The following is a 21,632-nucleotide window of genomic DNA, read 5'->3' on the forward strand; positions in this document are numbered from 1 at the left end:
GTTACACACTTTCACTTTATTTAAGGAGACAGAAGATGCCGATCATACAATCTGTAGACAGAGCATTCAAAATCCTGGATTTGTTTGATGAGTTGAATCCAGAATTGAAAATCTCTGAAATCAGCACGAAACTCAGTTTGAATAAAAGCACCGTCCACTCCCTGCTGAAAACGTTGAAAGAGCACGATTACGTGAAGCAGGATGCGGACACAGGAAAGTATAGTCTCGGCATGAAGATCGTTGAGCGTTCAAACTTCCTGATGAACAGCATGGATGTCCGGTCGATTGCGAAACCATCCTTGGTGGAGCTGTCCATGGATACAAGTCTTGCCGTTCATTTGGTGATTCTGGATGGTCAGTCAGGTGTCTATATTGATAAAGTCGACAGCCCTACGGCTATCATCGGCTATTCCCGCGTCGGCCGTCGTGTCCCGGTTCATTCCAGTGCCGTCGGGAAAGTATTGCTCGCCTATCAGCAGGAAGAAGCCAGAAATGAGATTCTGAAGGATTATCATTACAAAAAACAAACAGATAAAACCATTACGAACGATGAGGATTTTCAATCGGAGCTTACAAAAGTGCTTGCAAATGGTTATGCGATCGACGACGAAGAAAATGAGCCTGGAATCACCTGTTTAGCCATTCCGCTTTACGATCATTCAGGCAAAGTTATGGCAGCGGTCAGCATATCTGCTCCATCTACGCGTTTTGCGGGAGATCAAATCCATCCGATCATTTATAGGCTGAAACAGACGGGTGCGGCGATTTCCAAGAAACTAGGTTATACATCTACTTTATCTCATGCATAAGGTAGATTATATTTTAGCCTACATTTCAGAACGGTGTTTTATATTATAAAACGGAGGCGATGTCATGAAAATTATTAAATTCAAGAAACAGGATGGCTCCCCGCAGCTGGCTGCAGTTAAAAACGAAACTCTCGTATATCCTCTGCCTTACGAGGATTTCCTGGAAGTGATCCAGGATTCTGAAAAGAAAGGAGCCTCATGCTTAGCCATCGTCGAGAAAGCCATCGGGAAAGTAGAGGCGCTGCCAGTGGCGGTGGAGGATCTAACCTTGCTTCTTCCTCTGGAGGCTGAAGAAGTATGGGCCTCTGGCGTTACATACTTGAAGAGTAAGAATGCGAGGAATTATGAAGCCTATGATGGGAAAGAAGAAGTGGCCGATTCTTATTATGACAAAGTGTACGATGCTGATCGCCCGGAAATTTTCCTCAAGTCTACGAGTAAAAGGACGATCGGGCCGGAACAGCCAGTTTATCTGCGCAATGATTCCAATTGGCAGATTCCTGAACCTGAGTTAGGCCTTGTCCTCAATAAATCAGGCAAGATCGTCGGTTATACAGTCGGTAATGATATGAGCAGCCGTGACATCGAAGGGGAGAACCCATTGTATTTGCCACAGGCGAAAATCTGGAAGCATTCCTGTTCTTTCGGTCCAGCCATCCGCTTGGCAGAAACAGTAGAGGATCCTTATGATTTGTTGATTACTTGTAAAATCATCAGAAATGGCACCGAAGTTTTCGAAGAGAGTGCCAGCACATCCCAGTTGAAGCGCACCTATGATGAGCTGATCGAATATTTAATGCGTGATAATGACGTATTCGACGGCACCGTGTTGTTTACAGGGACATGCATCATCCCCGGCAATGATTTCACATTGGCAGAAGGGGATGTCGTGGAGATCACCATCCCGGAAGTAGGAACATTGAGCAATCCCGTTGAGAAAACACCTGTTTCAAATACAGTGACTTCATCTTAAATCTACTTAGGAGGTATGAAAATGAGTGTAACGACAGAAACACAAAATTACTTGAACTATATCAATGGAAAGTGGAGTGAGTCTGAATCCAGTGAACAATTGAAAAGCACTAGCCCTGCCAATCCTGAAGAGGTTTTAGGACATGTCCAGGCTTCTACAAAACAGGATTTGGAAAGAGCGGTGGCCGCGGCTAAAGAAGGGCAGAAAAAATGGAAGAAACTTTCCGGAGCTGAACGAGGAAACCTTTTATTCAAAGTGGCCGATATTCTTGAGAATAATATCGAAGAGATTGCAGAGACAATGACAAGGGAAATGGGTAAAACCCTTCCTGAAGCGAAAGGTGAGACCAACCGTGGTGTGGCGATCCTGCGTTATTATGCCGGCGAAGGAATGAGAAAAGAAGGGGATGTCATCCCATCGACGGACAGCTCTGCCTTGATGTTCAGTAAACGGGTACCCCTTGGTGTGGTAGGAGTGATTACACCTTGGAACTTCCCTGTGGCGATTCCACTATGGAAAATGGTCCCGGCTTTAATTTACGGAAATACGGTTATTCTTAAACCGGCTACTGAAGCTTCCGTTACAGCTGCAAAAGTCATCGAGTGCTTTGATAAAGCCGGCCTGCCTGAAGGTGTAGTCAACTTTGTGACAGGTAAAGGCTCTGTCATCGGCCAAGGGTTGGCGGAACATAAAGATGTGACAGCTGTTACGTTTACAGGATCAAACGCTACCGGAAACCACATTGGTCAGACCGTTGCAGCAAGAGGCGGAAAATATCAATTGGAAATGGGCGGGAAAAACCCATTGATCGTAGCTGACGATTGTGACTTAGACTTGGCTGTCGACGCAGCGATCAGTGGCGGCTTGAAGTCGACCGGACAAAAATGTACGTGCAGCAGCCGGGTGATCGTCCAGGCAGGTGTCTATGATAAGTTTAAACAGAAACTGCTTGAGAAAGTCAGTGAAATCAATGTCGGCGATGGCCTTGAAGCTCAATCATGGATGGGGCCATGTGCGAATAAAGAGCAATATGAAACGGTTCAAAAATATATTGAGATCGGTCAAAAAGAAGGCGCAGCATTGGTCTACGGTGGTCATACCATTGATAACGGCACGAACGGCTACTACATTGAGCCGACCGTTTTCGATGAAGTGTCGACAACCATGAAGATTGCCCAAGAAGAAATCTTTGGTCCTGTTTTAGCCTTGATGAAGGTGGAGACGATCGAGGAAGCCATCGAGCTGGCGAACGATGTTGACTTCGGATTGAGCGCATCGATCTTTTCGAAAAATATTGATCACATCCTTTCGTTCATCGATGACATTGAAGCGGGCTTAGTAAGAATCAACTCCGAAACTGCCGGAGTGGAGCTGCAGGCACCATTCGGTGGTATGAAAGCTTCCAGTTCTTACTCAAGGGAGCAAGGAGAAGCGGCGAAGGAATTCTTCACGACTATGAAAACTGTATTTCTTAAAGGGTAAATAATAGAATGATAGAAAAAAAGCAAAGTCCAGTTCAAGCTGGCTTTGCTTTTTTTTATTGTCATCCAGTAGCCTTAGTCTGTTTCTTTGCTGGGAATGATAGCCTTTTAACTATACAGATGTGTCCTTAAGATATCCAAGCCTTAATGATTGGGTGACAAAAACTGACAACACTTTTTGTAAAAAGATTAAAAATACTTAGTTTATTCACTGTACAAACAAAGTCAGTGCTGATACAATATTCATTATGAAAGCGATTACTGAAAATGAGAGGAGGAAGGAGTAGTCTTGTCTTCTACTCTGTTCGAGAATGAAAAAGAATAAGACCATTTACATTGTATTGATCACGTTAGTCGCTACATTAGGCGGTTTATTATTCGGTTATGATACTGCGGTCATTTCTGGTGCCGAAGGATCGTTGCAGAATTACTTTGCTGATAACTTGAACTTAAGCTCCCTTGTCCACGGATTGACTGTTTCAAGCGCATTGATCGGGTGTATCATCGGAGGGTTATTATCCGGATATTTTGCAACTCGGTTCGGACGTAAACGTACATTAATCTTAGCTGCTGTGCTATTTTTGTTTTCAGCATTAGGATCTGCTTATCCTGAACTCCTTTTCTTCACAGCTGGGGAACCTAGTTATGCACTTCTCTTATTATTTAATGTTTATAGAATCATTGGAGGGATCGGTGTTGGTTTGGCATCTGCCGTTTCCCCGATGTACATTGGCGAGATTGCTCCCTCTCATATTCGGGGCCGTCTAGTTTCTTTAAACCAATTTGCGATTATTTTCGGTATGCTTGTCGTATACTTTGTGAACTGGGGAATTGCGAAAGGGCAGACGACAGAGTGGGTCAATGAGATTGGCTGGAGGTTGATGTTCGCTTCCGAAGCCATTCCTGCACTGTTGTTTTTGCTGCTTCTATTTACAGTTCCTGAGACACCGCGTTATTTAGCTTCACAGAATAAAAACGATGAAGCATTCTCGATCTTGAACAAAATCTACGATAAGACGATGGCGAAAGCGACATTATATGAGATTAACAATTCATTCGATACACAAAAAGGAAAGCTATTTTCTTTTGGTGTTTCCATTGTCGTTGTGGGGATATTGCTTTCTGTATTCCAGCAATTCGTCGGCATCAATGTGGCTCTCTATTATGCACCGCGAATTTTTGAAAGTATGGGTGCTGCCCGAGATGCTTCGATGTTCCAAACGATTATTATGGGATTGGTGAATGTCATCTTCACTGTCATCGCTATTTTGACAGTCGATAAATTTGGCCGCAAACCACTATTGATCATAGGTTCTGTTGGGATGACAGTGGGGATGTTCGGGGTGGCAGGACTTGCTTACGCCAATGCGATTGGAATAGCGACACTTATCTTCATCATCATATATACAGCTTCCTTCATGATGTCCTGGGGGCCGATCGTATGGGTATTGATTTCTGAAATTTTCCCTAACAAAATCAGAGGACAAGCGGTAGCTATCGCCGTAGCGGCTCAATGGGCTGCAAATTACTTCATCTCATCCACTTATCCAATGATGATGGAATTCAGTGGTGGCTTTACGTACACCTTTTATGGTGTGATGAGTATTCTTTCAGGTTTGTTCGTCTGGAAGTTCGTCCCTGAAACGAAAGGAAAGTCATTAGAACAATTGGAGATGCGCTTGCGTAGGGGAAAAGATGAAAAGGGGAATCACAAACCAATCGCCCAATCCAAATAGTAACACTCCTATACATCTATCAAAAAAGGAGGATTGAGTGGCCAGGCCATTCAATCCTCCTTCATTCAGATAACTGTTTCGCGGCCTACTGCTCTTAGAAAGAGTTTTCGATGAACTGTTCGACCATGTAATGGCTTGAGCCCAGTGCTGTCGTGTAGTGGGGCGATTGAGAGAAAGTGATCTCGACCTCTTCTTTATGGAAGCTTAACGTATGGCGGTCGACCGCTTCTCTAACGGATTCCTGGAGAAGGTCTTCAGCCATTGCCAGGCGGTTTCCGATCACGACTTTTGCAGGGTTGAACGTATTCAGAATATTACTGATCCCGATCCCTAAATGATAGCCGATGTCGGCGAACAAGGAAGCTACCTGTGGATTGCTTTCTGCTTCCTCTATCAGTGATTCTAAACTGGGATTCGGTGATTTTGACAATTTTTCTGCTTCGATGATCAAGGCTTTTTCTGAAGCGTACATTTCCCAGCACCCTTGACTTCCACAGGAACATTCCCGGCCATTTATATCAATCATCATGTGACCAAGTTCACCGGAAAAGCCTTTTTTTCCGCTGTAGATTTTTCCGTCGATAATCAGACCGACACCTATACCGATTCCGGCACTTACATAAACGATGTTATCTTTCCGGGAAGCGGCGGGGCTCTGTTTCCTTTCTTCATAGGCACCTGCATTCGCCTCATTGTCAATCGTGACAGGGAGGTTGAAGGTCTGTTCGATTTCCTGTTTCAAGTTGACGCTTTCCCATTGCAGGTTCGGTGCTAACAGGATCGTGCCAGTATTGTCCACCATACCCGGGACACCTACGCCTATGCCAACGATGCCGTATGGAGAGGCTGGTGCTTCGTCTATTAAACTTTGGATCATTTCTGTGATCACAGGAAGCAATTGGTTGAAATCATATTCGGAAATGGTTTGCCTTTGTTCGGAAACGATTTCCCCGTTCAAGTCGGTCAAGACGGCGATAATATAGTTGACTCCAAGGTTGACCCCTATTGAAAAACCGGCTTTTTCATTGAAAAGAAGCATCAGAGGTCTTCTTCCTCCGCTGGAAGACCCCGGGCCGAGTTCGTAAATGATTTCCTCTTCGATCAATTCTGCGGCAAGAGAAGAGACGGTTCCTTTAGTGACGCCGAGCTTTTTAGCAATCGTTGTCCGTGATACAGGGGCTTCATTCATAATCGTCGTTAATATTCTTTTTTTATTTTGTGATTTAATGGATTGTTGAGACCAAGACATAGCTTTCTATCCTCCAGACAATCTGTCTATACTTTAATCATTATTGTATCACATTTTTGAAATGGAACAGCCCCGGGCGGGTACTCCGGCCGGGGCTGTTTGTCGTTATTTTTTTGGATGATCTTTGTATAGGAAGTAATCAAAATCTGCATACTGATTTTGGCCTGAGGTGTCCTGGCACTGCATCCCGACAAATGCTCCTGTAAAGAAGCCGCCTCCGTCCACATAATCATCGGAAAGTTTGTAAGAGGGCAGAGAGACGGGGACTGTATGCCACGTCAAACCATCGAAGGAATAGGAATACGTGTACGTGTTAGTTTCAACTTCCACTCTTAAATAGACATCCTCCACATGCTCCGGAATGACGACTGGGTCCTCTAATGGTTGAAAGAATGAGAAATGATCGCAAATGGTCAAATCAAGGATTCTCGTATTCAATTCTTCATCCCAGGTGATTTGAAGGGCCGTCCAATTCTTCGTATTGTAATAGTTTACGAGTCCAGCAGCCTGTTGGAAGGTCTCCGGCCTGAAGTTCACTTTCGTTTCTGCACAAAAATTAAAATGCTGCCATCTCCGGGCTGCGAAGGCTTGGGTGAATGTTGATGTCAGGGATTCCTTTCCGTATATTCTCAGATGACTGGGTCTCTCCTCAAGGGAAATGATTCGATCATCAAGCGGGATACGCAAAGACTGAAAATGGTGATTTAGACGGCTGGAGTCGAAGTCATCCTTCTCTGCAAAATCCTTGTCCCATTTGACTTCTTCAATCGCCGGTCCATCGATGACAGAGGAAGGTTGGTTACCGCCGGTAATGTACGGCCAGTCATTTTTCCATTCGATTCTCTGGATAGCCGTTTCCCTGCCTAGTGGACAATAGCCTCTGGGATCCAGCAGTGCATCATTTTCCTTTGGCAGTGGTCGCCCTGTCAAATGGACGAGAAACCACTCTTCGGTATGAGTTTTCACCATGGAAGCATGTCCTGCTTTTTGAAGAGGGTTTCTGGGATATGGCCAGGTAGTGATCAGTGGATTGTCCGGATGGACTTCATAAGGACCTCTCAGATTCGTAGAGCGGGCCATCGTCGCCTGGTGATCGTATTTGGTCCCCCCTTCTGCGGTGAGTAAATAATAATAGCCATTCATTTTATAGAGATGGGGGGCTTCTGTAAGTTTTATGTCTGTGCCTTTGAAAATGATCTCAGGCTTACCGATCAGCTTTTCCTCATCGGGACTGTACTCCTGAAGGACAATTCCATAGAAGCTGTGGCGGCTGACGCGGTGGTCCCACACCATGTTCACTAAGTATTTCCTTCCATCATCATCGTGGAAAAGGGAAGGGTCGAAACCTGAACTGTTCAGGTGAACAGGATTAGACCATTCGCCGTCGATGGTCTCACATGTGACCAGATAGTTATGAGCGTCTTTCCATTGGCTATCAACGACTTTCACATCTGTATAGATGAGCCAGAATTTCCCTTCACTGTAAGATAAGGCTGGTGCCCATACTCCGCCTGAATCCGGGTTCCCCCGCATGTCCAATTGTTCCACTCGGTTCAATGGACGGGCGATCAACCGCCAGTTTTTCAAATCCTTAGAATGATAGATTCCGACACCGGGATACCATTCGAATGTCGATACAGCAATATAATAATCCTCACCTGCCCGGCAAATGCTCGGGTCAGGATGAAAGCCAGTCAAAATAGGATTTTCAATCGTTGCCATCCTCATCACCTCTTTAATAGTTTGTTAAACAATCATCGTGTGTTCGTGAATGTTGACTTTCAGAAAATTCTCGAACGTGAAGGCAGCCATTCCTAATGCAGAGGAATGGGAATGGAATTCTGAGAAGTGGATATTCAAAGGATCCTGTTGAAACCAAAGTGCATTTTGCTTCGTTCTTTCCAGCATCGGCTGTTCAATCCATTGCTTGGCAGCTGTGATTCTATTGCCGATGATGACCCTGCTCGGGTTGAAAGTATTAATGATCGTTGTCAGACCGATGCCTAAATAGGTTCCGATCGAATGGAACGAATCAAGCGCCTTTACATCACCATTCTCTGCTTTTTCAATCATTTTTTTCAGCGGGTCAGAGTCTTCCGGCAGATCGTTTAGCGAGAGTGCTTGTTCAGATGCGTATAATTCCCAACAGCCCTGATTTCCGCATCGACATCTCCGTCCACTTCCTTCAACGGTCATGTGACCCATTTCTCCGGAAAAACCATTCGTACCTCTGTAGAGTTCACCGTTCATGATCAGACCGACACCGATTCCGACGCCCACGCTGACATAGACAATGTCCTTCTCCCAGCGGCCTTTGCCGAATGTCTTTTCTCCATAAACTCCGGCATTCGCTTCGTTCTCAATGATTACAGGGCAGGAGTAGCGCTGTTGGACCATATCTTTGACATCAACATTCTCCCAGCCGAGGTTCGGTGCTAAGAGGATTTTGCCTTCTTTACTGACCGCACCAGGAACACCGATGCCAATCCCGACGACACCATATTCACTTGACGGAGCCGTATACATGAGATGGTCGATCACTTTGAAAAGCTTTTCCTTAATATGCGCAAAGGAAAGGTCTTTAAAGTGGATCATTGATTCTTCGCAAATGTTTCCTACGAGATCTGTGCGGATGCCAAGAATGTAATTCACCCCGATATCAACACCGATTGAATAGCCTGCCTTTTCGTTGAACAGCAACATGACAGGTCTTCTTCCACCTTTGGACTCTCCGGGACCTTTTTCATAAATCAAACCCTCATTTAATAGTTCCGTTACCTGGGAGGAAACTGTCCCTTTATTCAATTGGGTCTCGTTGGCGATATCGGCCCGGGAGATCGGAGACTTGTTCAGAATGGTTTCTAATACAAGTGATTTGTTGACATTTTTAATTGTGAATTGGTTCCAAGTCGTTTTCTTATTCATCGTTTTCCCCATCGCTTTCCATTTTTTTAAAAGTATAGCACAATTTTATTTGTTTATCCATTGGACAAACAAAGATTAGTTTGGTAGTCTTTGGTTAAACATTCAAAAAACAATGAAAATTCATTACTTTTGAGAAGGAGGTCGCTTATTAAAGAAAGCGTTTTCTCAGACTGTGACTCCCATTTATCAACCGAACTTAATTGCAAATATCAGGAGGTATATTAAATGGCTTATTTTGATAACATCGATAACATTAAATACGAAGGTCCTCAATCCAACAATCCCTATGCATTCAAGTTTTATAACCCAGAAGAAAACGTAGGCGGACGAACGATGGAGGAGTACCTTCGTTTCGGTGTCGCATACTGGCACACATTCACAGAAGATTTGTCCGATCCATTCGGTACAGGTACCGCGATCCGTTCATGGGATCGTTATGATGGGATGGACTTAGCTAAAGCGAGGGTAGAGGCGGCCTTCGAATTTTTTGAGAAACTGAACGTCCCTTATTTCTGTTTCCACGATGTCGATATTGCACCAGAGGGAAGTAATTTAAGGGAGTCTAATCAGAACCTTGATACGATTGTTGCCATGATCAAAGATCACATGAAAGACAGCGGCACGAAACTGCTTTGGAATACGGTCAATAACTTCACCCACCCTCGTTTCGTCCATGGCGCAGCTTCATCCAACAATGCAGATGTTTTTGCCTATGCGGCAGCCAAAGTGAAAAAAGGTCTGGAAATCGGTAAAGAATTAGGGTCTGAAAACTATGTGTTCTGGGGCGGTCGTGAGGGTTACGAAACCCTTTTGAATACAGATATGAAACTGGAACTGGACAACCTGGGCCGCTTTTTCCATATGGGTGTGGATTATGCGAAAGAGATCGGGTTTGATGCTCAATTCCTCATTGAACCGAAACCGAAAGAGCCGACGACCCACCAATATGATTTTGACGTCGCTTCCGGCTTCGCTTTCCTGCAAAAATATGATCTTGCTGATCACTTCAAGTTCAATATTGAAGCAAACCACGCAACGCTGGCTGGACATACATTCGAACATGAACTTCATTATGCACGAATCAATGATATGTTAGGTTCTGTCGATGCGAATCAGGGCCACCCGTTGCTGGGCTGGGACACGGATGAGTTTCCTTCAGATCTTTACTCTACGACACTGGCAATGTATGAAATTATCAAAAACGGCGGACTCGGTTCTGGAGGGTTGAATTTCGATGCGAAAGTGCGTCGAGGCTCCTTCGCACCTGAGGATTTATTCCATGCACATATCGCTGGGATGGACAGTTTTGCTGTCGGGTTGAAAGTAGCTCAGAAATTGGTGGATGACGGTGTTCTTGATAACCACCTGAATGAACGTTACAGCAGTTTCGGTGAAGGAATCGGCAAGGACATCGTGGAAGGGAAAACGGATTTCCACAAACTTGAACAGCATGCATTAGGGCTTGATGGCATTCAGAACCAATCTGGAGGCTTAGAGAAAATCAAAGCGAAAATCAATCAATACTTACTGACAATGTACGCAGAGGAGAAATGATCGATGAACCATGTGATTGGTGTTGATTTAGGAACAAGTGCTGTAAAGCTATTGCTTGTCGACCGAACAGGCGGCATTGCTGCAGAAGTTTCTAAACCGTATCCTCTTATTCAAGAAAAAAGCGGGTACAGTGAACAAGATCCTGACGTTTGGGTGGAGCAGACGTTAGCTGGGCTGGAAGAGCTCGTCCAGCAAGCACCCTGTCCACCAGAAGAAATCGAGGGGATCAGTTTTTCAGGACAAATGCACGGCCTTGTTTTATTGGATGATGAAAGAAATCCTTTGAGGAATGCAATTCTTTGGAATGATACCCGGACGACAAAGCAGTGTCATGACATCAACCGGCTGGTAGGAGAAGAACAACTGCTTGCGATTACGAAGAATCCGGCGTTAGAGGGTTTTACTCTACCGAAGATTTTGTGGGTGAAAGAAAATGAACCGGAGCTTTATGAAAAAGCGGCTACTTTTGTATTGCCTAAAGATTACTTGCGGTACCGGCTGACGGGTGAATTAGCGATGGATTATTCGGACGCAGCGGGTACGCTATTGCTTGATCTGGTTTCGAATCAGTGGAGTGAGGAAATCTGTGAGACGGTTGGCGTCGATCCTGCCCTTTGCCCACCACTTGTCGGTTCTCATGAACAAACGGGGCATCTCGATTCCGTTAGCGCAGGTCGCACAGGCCTGACGATGAATACAAAAGTCTTTGCAGGCGGTGCAGATAATGCGTGCGGAGCGATCGGCTCAGGTATTTTGACGGACGGAAAAACATTGTGCAGTATCGGAACTTCTGGTGTCATCCTTTCTTATGAGTCCAGTCGGGATAAGGATTTTGCCGGCAAGGTCCATTATTTCAATCATGGTGCCCCGGGGGCTTATTATACAATGGGAGTCACGCTTGCTGCCGGTGACAGCCTCAGCTGGTACAAGAATGTCCATGCACCTGAAGTACCTTTTGAACAATTTGTCCAGGGGGTTGAAGAAATCCCTGTCGGCTCTAATGGATTATTGTTCACACCTTATATATCAGGAGAGCGGACGCCGCATGCAGATGCCAATATAAGAGGCAGCTTCATCGGTATGAATCACTCCCATACAAGGAACGATTTCACACATGCCGTCATGGAAGGGATCACTTTTTCCCTGAAAGAATCACTCGAAATCTTCCGTGCTCATGGCAAAAAAATTGATACCATCGTTTCGACTGGCGGCGGGACTAAGAATGATTACTGGCTGCAGATGCAGGCAGATATCTTCAACGCTGAAGTCGTCAAACTTTCCAGTGAACAGGGGCCGGGAATGGGAGCGGCCATGCTTGCCGCTTACGGTTGTGGCTGGTTCCAATCTCTTGAAAGCTGTGCAGATGAATTTTTGACGGTGGATAAGACTTATGTGCCTGGTCAAGAAAGAGTGGAGAAGTATGAGGTGTTGTTCGGCATCTATCAGGATGTTTATGAACAGACGAAAGATCTGAATGAACGTCTTGTTGCTTATCGTTAATGGGGAAGTTTGTTGCTTCTCACGAATCGCTTGTCGGTGGATGCTTGCCGCGGACACGGCCTCAGCTAACTTGGTCAAGAAGATCACTTGACTAAGTGGATCTTCGGCTCGTGCTGTTCCCGCAGGCGTCACCACCGAACGCTCATCGTGGAATCAACTCCGGACCATCTAAAAAGAGTGATTTTCTTCGATTTAAAAAAGAAGATCACTCACTTTTCTTGTCCATTGAAAAAAGCCGAGTTCGCGATAAAATCTTCCTACTCGGTTCTTTAATTTGATGCATAACTCTAAAAAATGCAGTTCTTCAGTAGCCTTGCTGGTGCCTTCCGGGGTCTCACCCTGCCCTCTTTCCCCGCAGGAGTCTCGCCGTTCCCCTCCGCTCCTTGCCATAGAGGGTTATCGAAATCACATATGGGAGCCCCTGCTCTTTGATGGGGGAATCCTGTAGAAACGCAGAAGTTCTAGCCAATCCAGACGCAAAAACGCTGCTATAGAAGAAGTCCTCAAGCATGATTTTCACACATGAATCGTTGTGGTCACCTGAAGCAGAACCAGTCCTTTACTTGGTTGAGAAACCGTACTTAAGCGCTGGGATGATAATATTTATACGGAAAATCCCCATACAATCAAAAGTAGTTTCGAGCATTTTCCAATCGTATGGTGGCTGGGAAAACGGTGAGACTCCTGTGGGATGAACATGATCGGTGAGATCCCGTAAGGCGAAGCCTGAGGAAGCTCAGCACATGCCCACGGAAAGCGATCCGTTTTCCCAGCCACCTTCTCCGAATACAAAAGCCTCGAAACTGAGTATTCTGGATATGGGGATTTTGTTGTTGTGTTTATTACGAAAGGGAGGGAATGGAATGAATTATAATACACTCGGTAAGACAGATTTAAAAATCAGTGAACTGGGTTTCGGAACGTGGGCGATTGGTGGCAGCTGGGGGAAGACCAATGATGAAGAAGCCTTAAAAGCAATTGAATTGGCCGTCGAACGCGGGGTGAACTTTTTTGATACAGCCGATGTGTACGGGATGGGTCATAGTGAAGAGCTTTTAGCGAAAGCTTTGAAAGGAAAAGAATCACAGGTTCATATCGCTACAAAATTTTGCCGGCAAGGCGATATTCATGATCCGGAAACGTATACGATGGCACAGGTTTCTTCTTATTTAGAGGATAGTTTACGTAGGTTGAATAGAGATCAAATCGACCTCTATCAAATCCATTGTCCACCATTAGAGATTTTGGAAGATGGACGTGTTTTTGAAGTACTCGAAAAGTTGAAGCAAGAAGGGAAAATCCGAAACTACGGTGTTAGTGTCGAGTCGGTCGAAGAGGGTATGTATGTTTTGGAAAATACGAATGTAGACGCCCTGCAAGTTATTTTTAATTTGTTCCGTCAAAAGCCCTTGGAGCAATTATTCCCTGCAGCAGAGGAAAAGGGCGTGGGTATCTTAGCACGCGTACCTTTGGCGAGTGGGTTACTGACAGGTAAATATACAGAAACACATAAATTTGAAGAAGATGATCATAGGAACTTCAACCGTGATGGTGAAGCGTTCAATGTCGGGGAAACCTTCGCAGGATTAGAGTTTCCAAAAGGTGTGGAGCTGAGCAGCAAGTTGGATTGGATCGCAGAAGAGCGGGGGAATATGTCCAGGGCGGCTTTGAAATGGGTCATGCAGCAGGAAGAAGTGACAAGTGTGATTCCAGGATTCCGTAACCGAAAACAGGTGGAAGACAATTTGTCGGCTGTTGAGGTTAAGCCGTTTAGTGAGGGAGAACTAGAACAGTTACGTGATTTTTATCAAAAAGAAGTGCATGAGTTTATCAGAGGTGTTTATTGATAACAAAGGTTATAGATGTTCAACTCATGTATTTGGAGATTGGATGATGATTGTTAATGGGGAAGGTGGCTGCTTCAATCTATCAGGTTGAATGCTCCCCCTTCTTTACAAAGGAAGCAAAACGCTCAGGGATTACCCCCTGAGCGTTTAAAAGTATGAAAATTTTCAGGAACCACTTACACTTTGTTTTACTTTCTCGCGTGCCTTTCGCGCTGCCTCAACCATGTTTGTGAGAGCAGCTTCGGTCTCTTCCGTTCCTCTGGTTTTCAATCCGCAGTCAGGATTGACCCAGAATTGACGAGGGTGAAGGACTCGTAAAGCGCGGAGGATGTTTGCTTCCATCTCTTCCACATGCGGAACTCTAGGACTGTGGATGTCATAAACTCCCAGACCAATTCCTTTTTCATAGGATATTTTCTCAAAGTCAGCTACAATTTCTCCATGGCTGCGCGCAGCTTCAATAGAAATGACATCTGCGTCCAATTGATCGATGGTAGTCATGATCGTTCCAAATTCGGAATAACACATGTGTGTATGAATTTGGGTTTCATCTTTGACCAACGACGTTGCGAGTTTGAAGGCATATACAGCTTGTTCTAAATAATCGTTCTGTTTTTCTTCTTTAAGCGGTAACCCTTCGCGTAAGGCAGGTTCATCGACTTGAATCATACGAATACTCTTATCTTCCAAGGCTTTTACTTCTTCTTGTAAAGCTAAAGCAATTTGCTTTGTTACTTCAAATCTGCTGATATCCTCTCGAACAAAGGACCAATTAACAATTGTGACCGGTCCTGTTAACATTCCTTTTATCGGTTTATCTGTCAACGATTGCGCATAGGCTATTTCATTCAACGTCATCGGTTGCTGGTGGACAACCTCTTTATAAATTATCGGTGGCTTGACGCAGCGAGATCCATAGGACTGCACCCAGCCAAACCTTGAAAATACAAACCCCTCCAGCTTCTCACCGAAAAATTCAACCATATCGTTCCGCTCAAATTCCCCATGCACTAAAACATCCAGGCCCCATTCTTCCTGTCGACTGATCCACTCAGATATATTGTTTTTAATAAAAGTTTCATAGTAGGAGTCTGTCCACACCCCTTTTCTCCAATTCATTCTCGCTTTCCGAATCCCGTTTGTTTGAGGGAGACTGCCGATTGTCGTTGTCGGAAGTAATGGGAGGTTGAAATATTTCTCCTGAAGCTTCTGACGAGTACGATAATCAGAGGCTCTTTCGATTTTTTGTTCTTTCCATGTATTCGTTCGGTTTTTTGAGGCGTCCTTTTGTTCCTTGTCCCCCCATAACTGGATAAGGGCTTCCTTTTGTTTAGTCAATGTTTCTTCCACTGATTCTTTTCCTTCGTTTAATGCTTTCGTCAAGAGGGCTGTTTCCTGCAATTTTTGATCAGCAAATGAGAGACCGTCTTTCAATACAGGATCAATCTCCTTCTCCGTCTCTATGGTTACAGGAACATGTAATAAACTGCAGGAAGGCTGCACAATAAGACGTTCGTTATCTACCTTTTTTAATATTGTTTCCAGCTGTGTTAGCTGTTTTTCCAGGTCTGCTCTCCAAATATTTCTTCCATTTATTACACCAGCAGCGAGGGTTTTTTCCTTTGGAAAACCGTATGTTTTCAAATTATCCAGGTTTTTCCCACTATCGTGAACGAAATCAAGACCGATACCAGCCACAGGGAGTGAGACGACTTCTTCATAATGATCGACGGCTTCAAAGTATGTTTGAAGCAAGATGTTTACATCCGGCAATTGCCTATGGATCAATTCATAGACTTCATTGAAGAGTTGAATATCCTCTTTTGTAGTAGATGTGCAAAGGATCGGTTCATCGAACTGCACCCATTCGGCCCCGGCGTTTTTCAGTTCTTGAAGCACTTGGATGTATAGAGGGACAAGTTTCTTCAAAAGGAAGTTTCGCTTGTTTTTTTCAACACCCTTCGCAAGTGTAATGAAAGTCATTGGACCTAAAAGGACGGGCTTACCAATAATGCCAAGGTGTTCTCTTGCTTCGTTAAAATAATGAAGAGGAAAATTATTGATTAATTCAGGATTTGAATTTCCATCAATTTCAGGGACAATATAGTGATAATTTGTATTAAACCATTTTGTCATTTCAGAGGCTACGACTTCATCATTTCCACGGGCAATATCAAAATAAATATTAAGGGAGTCACTTTGATTATAGTTTCCGAAGCGTTCAGGGATCAGACCAAACATAAAAGACGTATCAAGCACGTGGTCATAGAGAGTGAAATCCCCTACAGGAATAAGGTCAACCCCTTTATCATTTGCTTTTGTAAATGATCAAGGCGAATTTTTTTCATTTCATCCAATAATTGATTTTCAGAAATCGCCCCTTGCCAAAAGCGTTCGAGTACCTTTTTCCATTCTCGTTTTTCACCAATTCTGGGATAACCAATTGTCGAAGTTATTACACTTGTCATCACGATGCCTCCTAGTTTTTTCAATAAAAAAATCCCTCTATTTATTAGAGAGATGGTTATGACGTTAGAAAACTCATACGGACGTAAAATGCATGCGCGCCAAAACACCTCCCTATTCCTCGTAGGTTTAGTGTACGTTCAACAGGCAGGTCTCCTGACTTATGTTCAACACAAACCTGAGCCTTCCCATCGAGATTCATAAAGAAGATAGTGGCATGCAAGCAGGTTTGCTCCTATATACAGTGGCGGGACCGTGCCGGACTTACACCGGACTTCCCTTTTAAGCTGCCTAAGATCGAAGTGGTTTAGGCAGCACCTGAAGATATACGATATTAAATTTTCTTCATAAATACAAAAACCTCTCAAGTTGAGAGGTTTAGACATTCGACCTCTCTTATTTTTCAAAGCACTTGCTTCGCTGGAATTAGCACCTAAATCAACGTAGGTATATTGATTCGGCTGCCGGGTTTCATAGGGCCAGTCCCTCCACCTCTCTGAATAAGAGATTATGATTTATGATTAAAAGAAATACTAGCATGGGGTTTCGAGGCTGTCAATCATTGAATAGTCAAAATTAATTGAAAAAAGGGATGAATCACTTCAAATGTAAAGCCATATGCGGGAAACGAACAGATCGATGTGGAGCAAAGAAAAGGTGGAGATGCCTTCAAACGCTTAACTATTGCTGACTCTCCTTTAATTGGTGCTGAACTAAATGTGATATTGACTGATTGGATATAAATATAACGAAGGCAAGTCAGAGCTGGATGGTTGAGGAAGATAAACTTGAAAGCTAGAATAATAGGTAAGAAGGGAGATGGTTACATGAACGAAGAACAGATTTTCCAACAGATCAACATGGTAAGAAAAGCGACGTTGAAGGGAATGGACAGTGTCACAGAAGAACAGGCGGATAAACAGCCGGGAGGATTCAGCAACACGATACGCTGGAACCTCGGTCACATTTACGTCGTGCAAAACTCATTGATTGCTAAGTTCGGCGGCATACCGACCGAAACGCCTTCCCGTTACCTTGAACTGTTCGCACCAGGCACAAAACCGGCCGATTGGCAGGGGGACGTCCCATCACTTGCTGAACTGAAACAGGAGCTTGAGGAACAGCCGGCAAGGCTTAAGGAAACACTTACCGGAAAGCTGGATGATGAAGCGGCAGAAGCCTTCTTATCCCTTCCGACAGTCGGAGAGATTCTTAACTTCACGTTGTACCATGAAGGGGTACATGGGGGTATGATTAAAGCCTTGAAGGCAAATACCGCAGAATAAAAGGGAAAAGCTGACTACATGTGTTAGTCAGCTTTTTTCTGTGAAATGGTATATATAAGTGCGTTTTTCTATCAACGATATTAACTTGATTCCTCACTAAAGATCTCGTTGAATGGATCGATTTCTAGTGCCTGGAATGGTATATCCTCTTCTATTTTTATAAAATCAGCTATAAGAGTATAGCGTGGAAAGTTTCCCCGAATAATAGGAAAGACGAGTCTATACTTGTCTGTTTTCAAATTTATAGTTTAATAATACCCCTACGCGGTAATCGTATAATAATTGATGATATATATAATAGGAGGGAAATGATGGCGCACAATCATCACAACCAGCAATCGAATCAGAAGAAAGATGAAAATCATCACCAGGATAATGGTGAGCAAAATCGTGACATCCATAAGAACCATGATCATGAAGACCACGGTCATCACGACCATGACGGGCATGATCATGGTGCTATGGTAGAAGAGTTCAAGCAAAGGTTTTATATTTCGTTATTTGCAACTATTCCTATATTACTGTTGTCGCCGATGATTCAGGATTTTATCGGGCTGGAATTTTCCTTCCCCTTTGATCAATATCTATTATTCGGCTTAGCGACCTTCGTATTTTTCTATGGTGGCTGGCCATTTTTGACAGGATCTGTGGACGAGCTGAAACAAAAAAATCCTGGTATGATGACCCTCATCGGCTTAGCGATTGTCGTCGCTTATGGGTATAGTTCGCTTGTCATATTTGGATGGTCAGGCAAGAACTTTTTCTGGGAACTGGCGACCCTCATTGATATCATGCTGCTCGGTCATTGGATTGAAATGAAATCAGTAATGGGAGCATCGAACGCTTTACAAGAACTCGTTAAACTGATGCCTAATGAAGCTCACCGTTTAAAGGAGGATGGTGAAACAGAAGATGTTCCTCTCAGTGAATTGGATGCAGAGGATCTGGTCCTCGTGAAACCTGGAGAAAAGATCCCGGTGGATGGGGTGATTACAGAAGGTAAATCGGCTGTCGATGAGTCCATGCTGACAGGTGAATCCATCCCTATAGAAAAAGAGGAAGATGGAGAAGTCATCGGTGGTTCGATCAATAAAGAAGGAAGCCTTACGATTCAGGTTAAAAATACGGGTGAGGACACGTACCTTTCCAAAGTGATCACATTGGTAGAAGAAGCTCAAAATTCCAAGTCACGGGCCCAGGACTTTGCTAATCGGGCAGCTAAATGGCTGTTTTATCTGGCACTTGGGGCAGGAATCTCTACTTTCATTGTATGGATGGCCTTAGGTTTCGCATTTGATGTTGCCCTGGAGCGAATGGTAACGGTCATGGTCATCACATGTCCGCACGCCTTAGGATTAGCCGCTCCGCTTGTTGTCGCTGTTTCTACTTCCCTTTCAGCAAAACAAGGGCTATTAATCAGAAACAGACCCCAGTTTGAGAATGCCCGTAACATCGGTGCCGTGATTTTTGATAAAACAGGTACTTTGACAAAGGGTGAGTTCGGGGTCACGAATGTGATTCAGGCAGAAGGGAAGGAAGAAAAAGAAATACTTTACTGGGCCGCAAGTGTGGAGCAGAATTCTGAGCACCCGCTGGCTCGAGGTATCCTTGAAAAAGCACGAGCCAACGAAATTTCGCTGGATAGAGTGGAAGATTTCGAGTCCATTACCGGAAAAGGGCTGAAAGGAAAAGTAGACGGAAGAGAAGTAAAGGTTATGAGTCCTGGATATATGAAAGAACAAGATTATGCTTATGATACTGAAGCCTTCAATGAATTATCAGAAGAGGGAAAAACGGTGGTCTTCGTCCTCCTTGATGATGAGTTGTTAGGAATGGTGGCTCTTGCTGACATGGTTCGTGACTCCGCAAAAGAAGCGATTGCTGAGTTGAAATCCAGGAATATCCATTCCGTTATGCTTACGGGTGATAATGAAAAAGTCGCCAATTGGGTAGCAGATCAATTAGAGATGGAAGAAGTCTATGCGGAAGTGCTACCTGATCATAAAGCAGACAAAGTCAAGGAAGTACAAGCGAAGGGAAGAAAAGTGGCCATGACAGGCGATGGAATTAATGACGCCCCTGCCCTTGCTACAGCAGATGTTGGAATAGCAATCGGGAGTGGGACAGATGTTGCCGTCGAAACGGCTGATATTGTTTTAGTAAAAAGCAATCCTAAAGATATCGTTTCAATTGTAAATTTATCAAAAAATACGTATAAAAAAATGGTGCAGAACTTATGGTGGGCTGCTGGTTACAATATCTTCGCTATCCCATTAGCGGCAGGGGTTCTGGCTCCTATAGGTGTGGTGCTAAGTCCCGCCATTGGAGCAATATTGATGAGCTTGAGTACCGTGGTAGTCGCGATCAATGCCAAACTGCTAAAAGCCGAATAAGGATGAGTCATATAAGACGACACAGATAATTTGCTGTGTCGTCTTTTTAGTTAAGAAGAGTGTTGTTGATGGTGGTTTATATCATCCACAGGTTCATCATTAAGCACACTTCCCGCTAAAAGGAAACAGAGAACAATCAGAAAAACGACCAAAGGCTTTAATAACCATTTATACGAATAAATCACGGAATCAGGACTGCTGAGGTTTTTAAAAACAGGGTATAAGATAAGCGAACATACACTTAATGATAAAGAAAAGTTAAGGATTAATAGAGATTCAGAATAAGTGAGCATTTCTCCTAACATAGCCCCCATCATTCCACCCATCAAGGCAGAAATAAGACCTTCCAGGCCAGCAACTACGCCCAAGTTCCACCCGCACAGCCCGCCGAGGAAAGCTCCAGCTGATAGCCCCAACATTGTAGAAAGATACATGTTACCTGGAAGAATGAAGGCAAAGAACATCCCTATACATAAGCCGATGCTTGTCCCGATGAACATAGTTATAACCATCCGTTGAGAATGGTTAAATAGAGAGCCATACTTTTTAGCCAGGGCAAGTGAAGCGGCAACACTAAAAAATATTGTCCCGACAATAAATAGTTGAAATGATGTCATCCTTTTTGCTCCTCTTAATGAGTTTTGTATCTTAGTATCATTGTATGTTTCGAGGCAGCTGTCTATTATTTGCTTGGAACTATTGATTATAGAATGGCAATGCTTGATGGCTAATAAACTCTATTTCTCACATGTTGAACATGTTTTTGAATGTCTGAAAAGTTTCCTTCTGCTTCTCTTTTGAACTTTCCGGGGCTGTATCTTTAATGAATTTTTCCATTAGAGCAATGTAACGATTAAGGAGCATCGTTTGCTGCAGGGCCATATGAAAATGAATGTTGCGGACATTTTCCGCTTTCATCCTTAATCCTGAATTGAAATTTGTATCAGCCATTGTTTCCGAAGTGGATTTGAGTGCTGTCAATATATTTTCTTGACTCATACCTAAGGAGATTTGGTGGCAATTTATCTGAACAGGCTCCCACTTATGTAAGTCATTAACCCCGATGGTTTCATTTAGATCTGGATTCATAAGCGCAATCATGACTTTCACATGATTCTGCATGATCATGTACTGCTCTGTAGCGACTTGCTTGATTTCCGCGTCTTGTATGCTGCAGATGAAAGTCGCTAATTTATCTAGTTCAGCTTTATGAACGGATAAGTGCTCAGCCATTAAACTTAAGTCGATCATTTTTAGAATCATAACCAACATCCCTCCCCATCTTTATATTTATTTCTGTGACTTTAAATAATGACTGGAGAATGGAAATGATACATATATCAAATAACAAACAGGCGCGATCAATTAATATATACTTGAATTTAAAGAATTAGAAGGGCGCATCTCGGTGTA

General features: G+C 43.8%; 14 protein-coding genes, 1 pseudogene and 2 riboswitches. Of the genes and pseudogenes, 9 read left to right on the plus strand and 6 right to left on the minus strand.

Annotated features, from left to right (window positions below; translation table 11 throughout):
• Window positions 1-35 precede the first annotated feature (35 nt).
• From HLI_RS15695 to xylE, 4 genes are all read left to right on the plus strand, one after another.
• Entirely contained in the window at window positions 36-809 is a 774-nt protein-coding gene (locus HLI_RS15695) for an IclR family transcriptional regulator (protein ID WP_128525858.1), read from the plus strand.
• A 64-nt stretch (window positions 810-873) separates the two neighbouring features.
• Window positions 874-1,782, plus strand: coding sequence for a fumarylacetoacetate hydrolase family protein (locus HLI_RS15700; RefSeq protein WP_128525859.1), 909 nt, complete (start codon window positions 874-876; stop codon window positions 1,780-1,782).
• Window positions 1,783-1,803: 21 nt separating this feature from the next.
• Window positions 1,804-3,264, plus strand: coding sequence for an alpha-ketoglutaric semialdehyde dehydrogenase GucD (gene gucD / locus HLI_RS15705; protein WP_128525860.1), 1,461 nt, complete (start codon window positions 1,804-1,806; stop codon window positions 3,262-3,264).
• A gap of 310 nt (window positions 3,265-3,574) precedes the next feature.
• Complete coding sequence (xylE, locus tag HLI_RS15710; protein WP_128525861.1) at window positions 3,575-4,999, plus strand: D-xylose transporter XylE; 1,425 nt, start codon at window positions 3,575-3,577, stop codon at window positions 4,997-4,999.
• A 94-nt stretch (window positions 5,000-5,093) separates the two neighbouring features.
• Here the strand turns inward: xylE and HLI_RS15715 are convergent, their stop codons facing one another.
• The 3 genes from HLI_RS15715 to HLI_RS15725 all read right to left on the minus strand — a co-directional run bounded on the left by HLI_RS15715 (window position 5,094) and on the right by HLI_RS15725 (window position 9,173).
• The gene (locus HLI_RS15715) at window positions 5,094-6,248 is read right to left on the minus strand and encodes an ROK family transcriptional regulator (RefSeq protein WP_128525862.1); all 1,155 of its coding nucleotides are present in this window, start codon (window positions 6,246-6,248) and stop codon (window positions 5,094-5,096) included.
• A 105-nt stretch (window positions 6,249-6,353) separates the two neighbouring features.
• A complete protein-coding gene (locus HLI_RS15720) occupies window positions 6,354-7,970 on the minus strand; it encodes a glycoside hydrolase family 43 protein (protein WP_128525863.1) in 1,617 nt (538 codons plus the stop codon).
• 24 nt (window positions 7,971-7,994) lie between these two features.
• Window positions 7,995-9,173, minus strand: coding sequence for an ROK family transcriptional regulator (locus HLI_RS15725; RefSeq protein WP_128525864.1), 1,179 nt, complete (start codon window positions 9,171-9,173; stop codon window positions 7,995-7,997).
• A gap of 225 nt (window positions 9,174-9,398) precedes the next feature.
• On the opposite strand from HLI_RS15725, the gene xylA reads away from it, so the two are divergent.
• From xylA to HLI_RS15740, 3 genes are all read left to right on the plus strand, one after another.
• Window positions 9,399-10,727, plus strand: a complete 1,329-nt coding sequence (gene xylA, locus HLI_RS15730; RefSeq protein WP_128525865.1) for a xylose isomerase — start codon at window positions 9,399-9,401, stop codon at window positions 10,725-10,727.
• Window positions 10,728-10,730: 3 nt separating this feature from the next.
• Window positions 10,731-12,227, plus strand: coding sequence for a xylulokinase (gene xylB / locus HLI_RS15735; RefSeq protein WP_128525866.1), 1,497 nt, complete (start codon window positions 10,731-10,733; stop codon window positions 12,225-12,227).
• A gap of 863 nt (window positions 12,228-13,090) precedes the next feature.
• Complete coding sequence (locus HLI_RS15740) at window positions 13,091-14,074, plus strand: aldo/keto reductase (RefSeq protein WP_128525867.1); 984 nt, start codon at window positions 13,091-13,093, stop codon at window positions 14,072-14,074.
• Between the two features lie 165 nt (window positions 14,075-14,239).
• On the opposite strand, the pseudogene metE reads toward HLI_RS15740, so the two are convergent.
• A pseudogene (gene metE, locus HLI_RS15745) lies at window positions 14,240-16,542 on the minus strand (5-methyltetrahydropteroyltriglutamate--homocysteine S-methyltransferase).
• 127 nt (window positions 16,543-16,669) lie between these two features.
• A riboswitch (cobalamin riboswitch) is annotated at window positions 16,670-16,877 on the minus strand.
• Window positions 16,878-16,933: 56 nt separating this feature from the next.
• Window positions 16,934-17,047: riboswitch (SAM riboswitch) on the minus strand.
• 320 nt (window positions 17,048-17,367) lie between these two features.
• On the opposite strand from metE, the gene HLI_RS15750 reads away from it, so the two are divergent.
• Window positions 17,368-17,826, plus strand: coding sequence for a DinB family protein (locus tag HLI_RS15750; protein ID WP_128525868.1), 459 nt, complete (start codon window positions 17,368-17,370; stop codon window positions 17,824-17,826).
• 311 nt (window positions 17,827-18,137) lie between these two features.
• Window positions 18,138-20,219: a heavy metal translocating P-type ATPase gene (locus HLI_RS15755; RefSeq protein WP_128525869.1), complete on the plus strand. Its 2,082-nt coding sequence runs from the start codon at window positions 18,138-18,140 to the stop codon at window positions 20,217-20,219.
• A 50-nt stretch (window positions 20,220-20,269) separates the two neighbouring features.
• Here the strand turns inward: HLI_RS15755 and HLI_RS15760 are convergent, their stop codons facing one another.
• Both HLI_RS15760 and HLI_RS15765 read right to left on the minus strand, forming a co-directional pair.
• Window positions 20,270-20,836 carry a hypothetical protein gene (locus HLI_RS15760; protein WP_128525870.1) on the minus strand — a complete coding sequence of 189 codons (567 nt, stop codon included), beginning with the start codon at window positions 20,834-20,836 and terminating at the stop codon, window positions 20,270-20,272.
• 127 nt (window positions 20,837-20,963) lie between these two features.
• Window positions 20,964-21,482 (minus strand): hypothetical protein, encoded by a 519-nt coding sequence (locus tag HLI_RS15765; RefSeq protein ID WP_128525871.1) that lies wholly within the window; start codon window positions 21,480-21,482, stop codon window positions 20,964-20,966.
• Window positions 21,483-21,632: the final 150 nt, after the last annotated feature.

Origin of the sequence: Halobacillus litoralis, from assembly GCF_004101865.1 — a bacterium.
Lineage (GTDB): Bacteria > Bacillota > Bacilli > Bacillales > Halobacillaceae > Halobacillus > Halobacillus litoralis_A.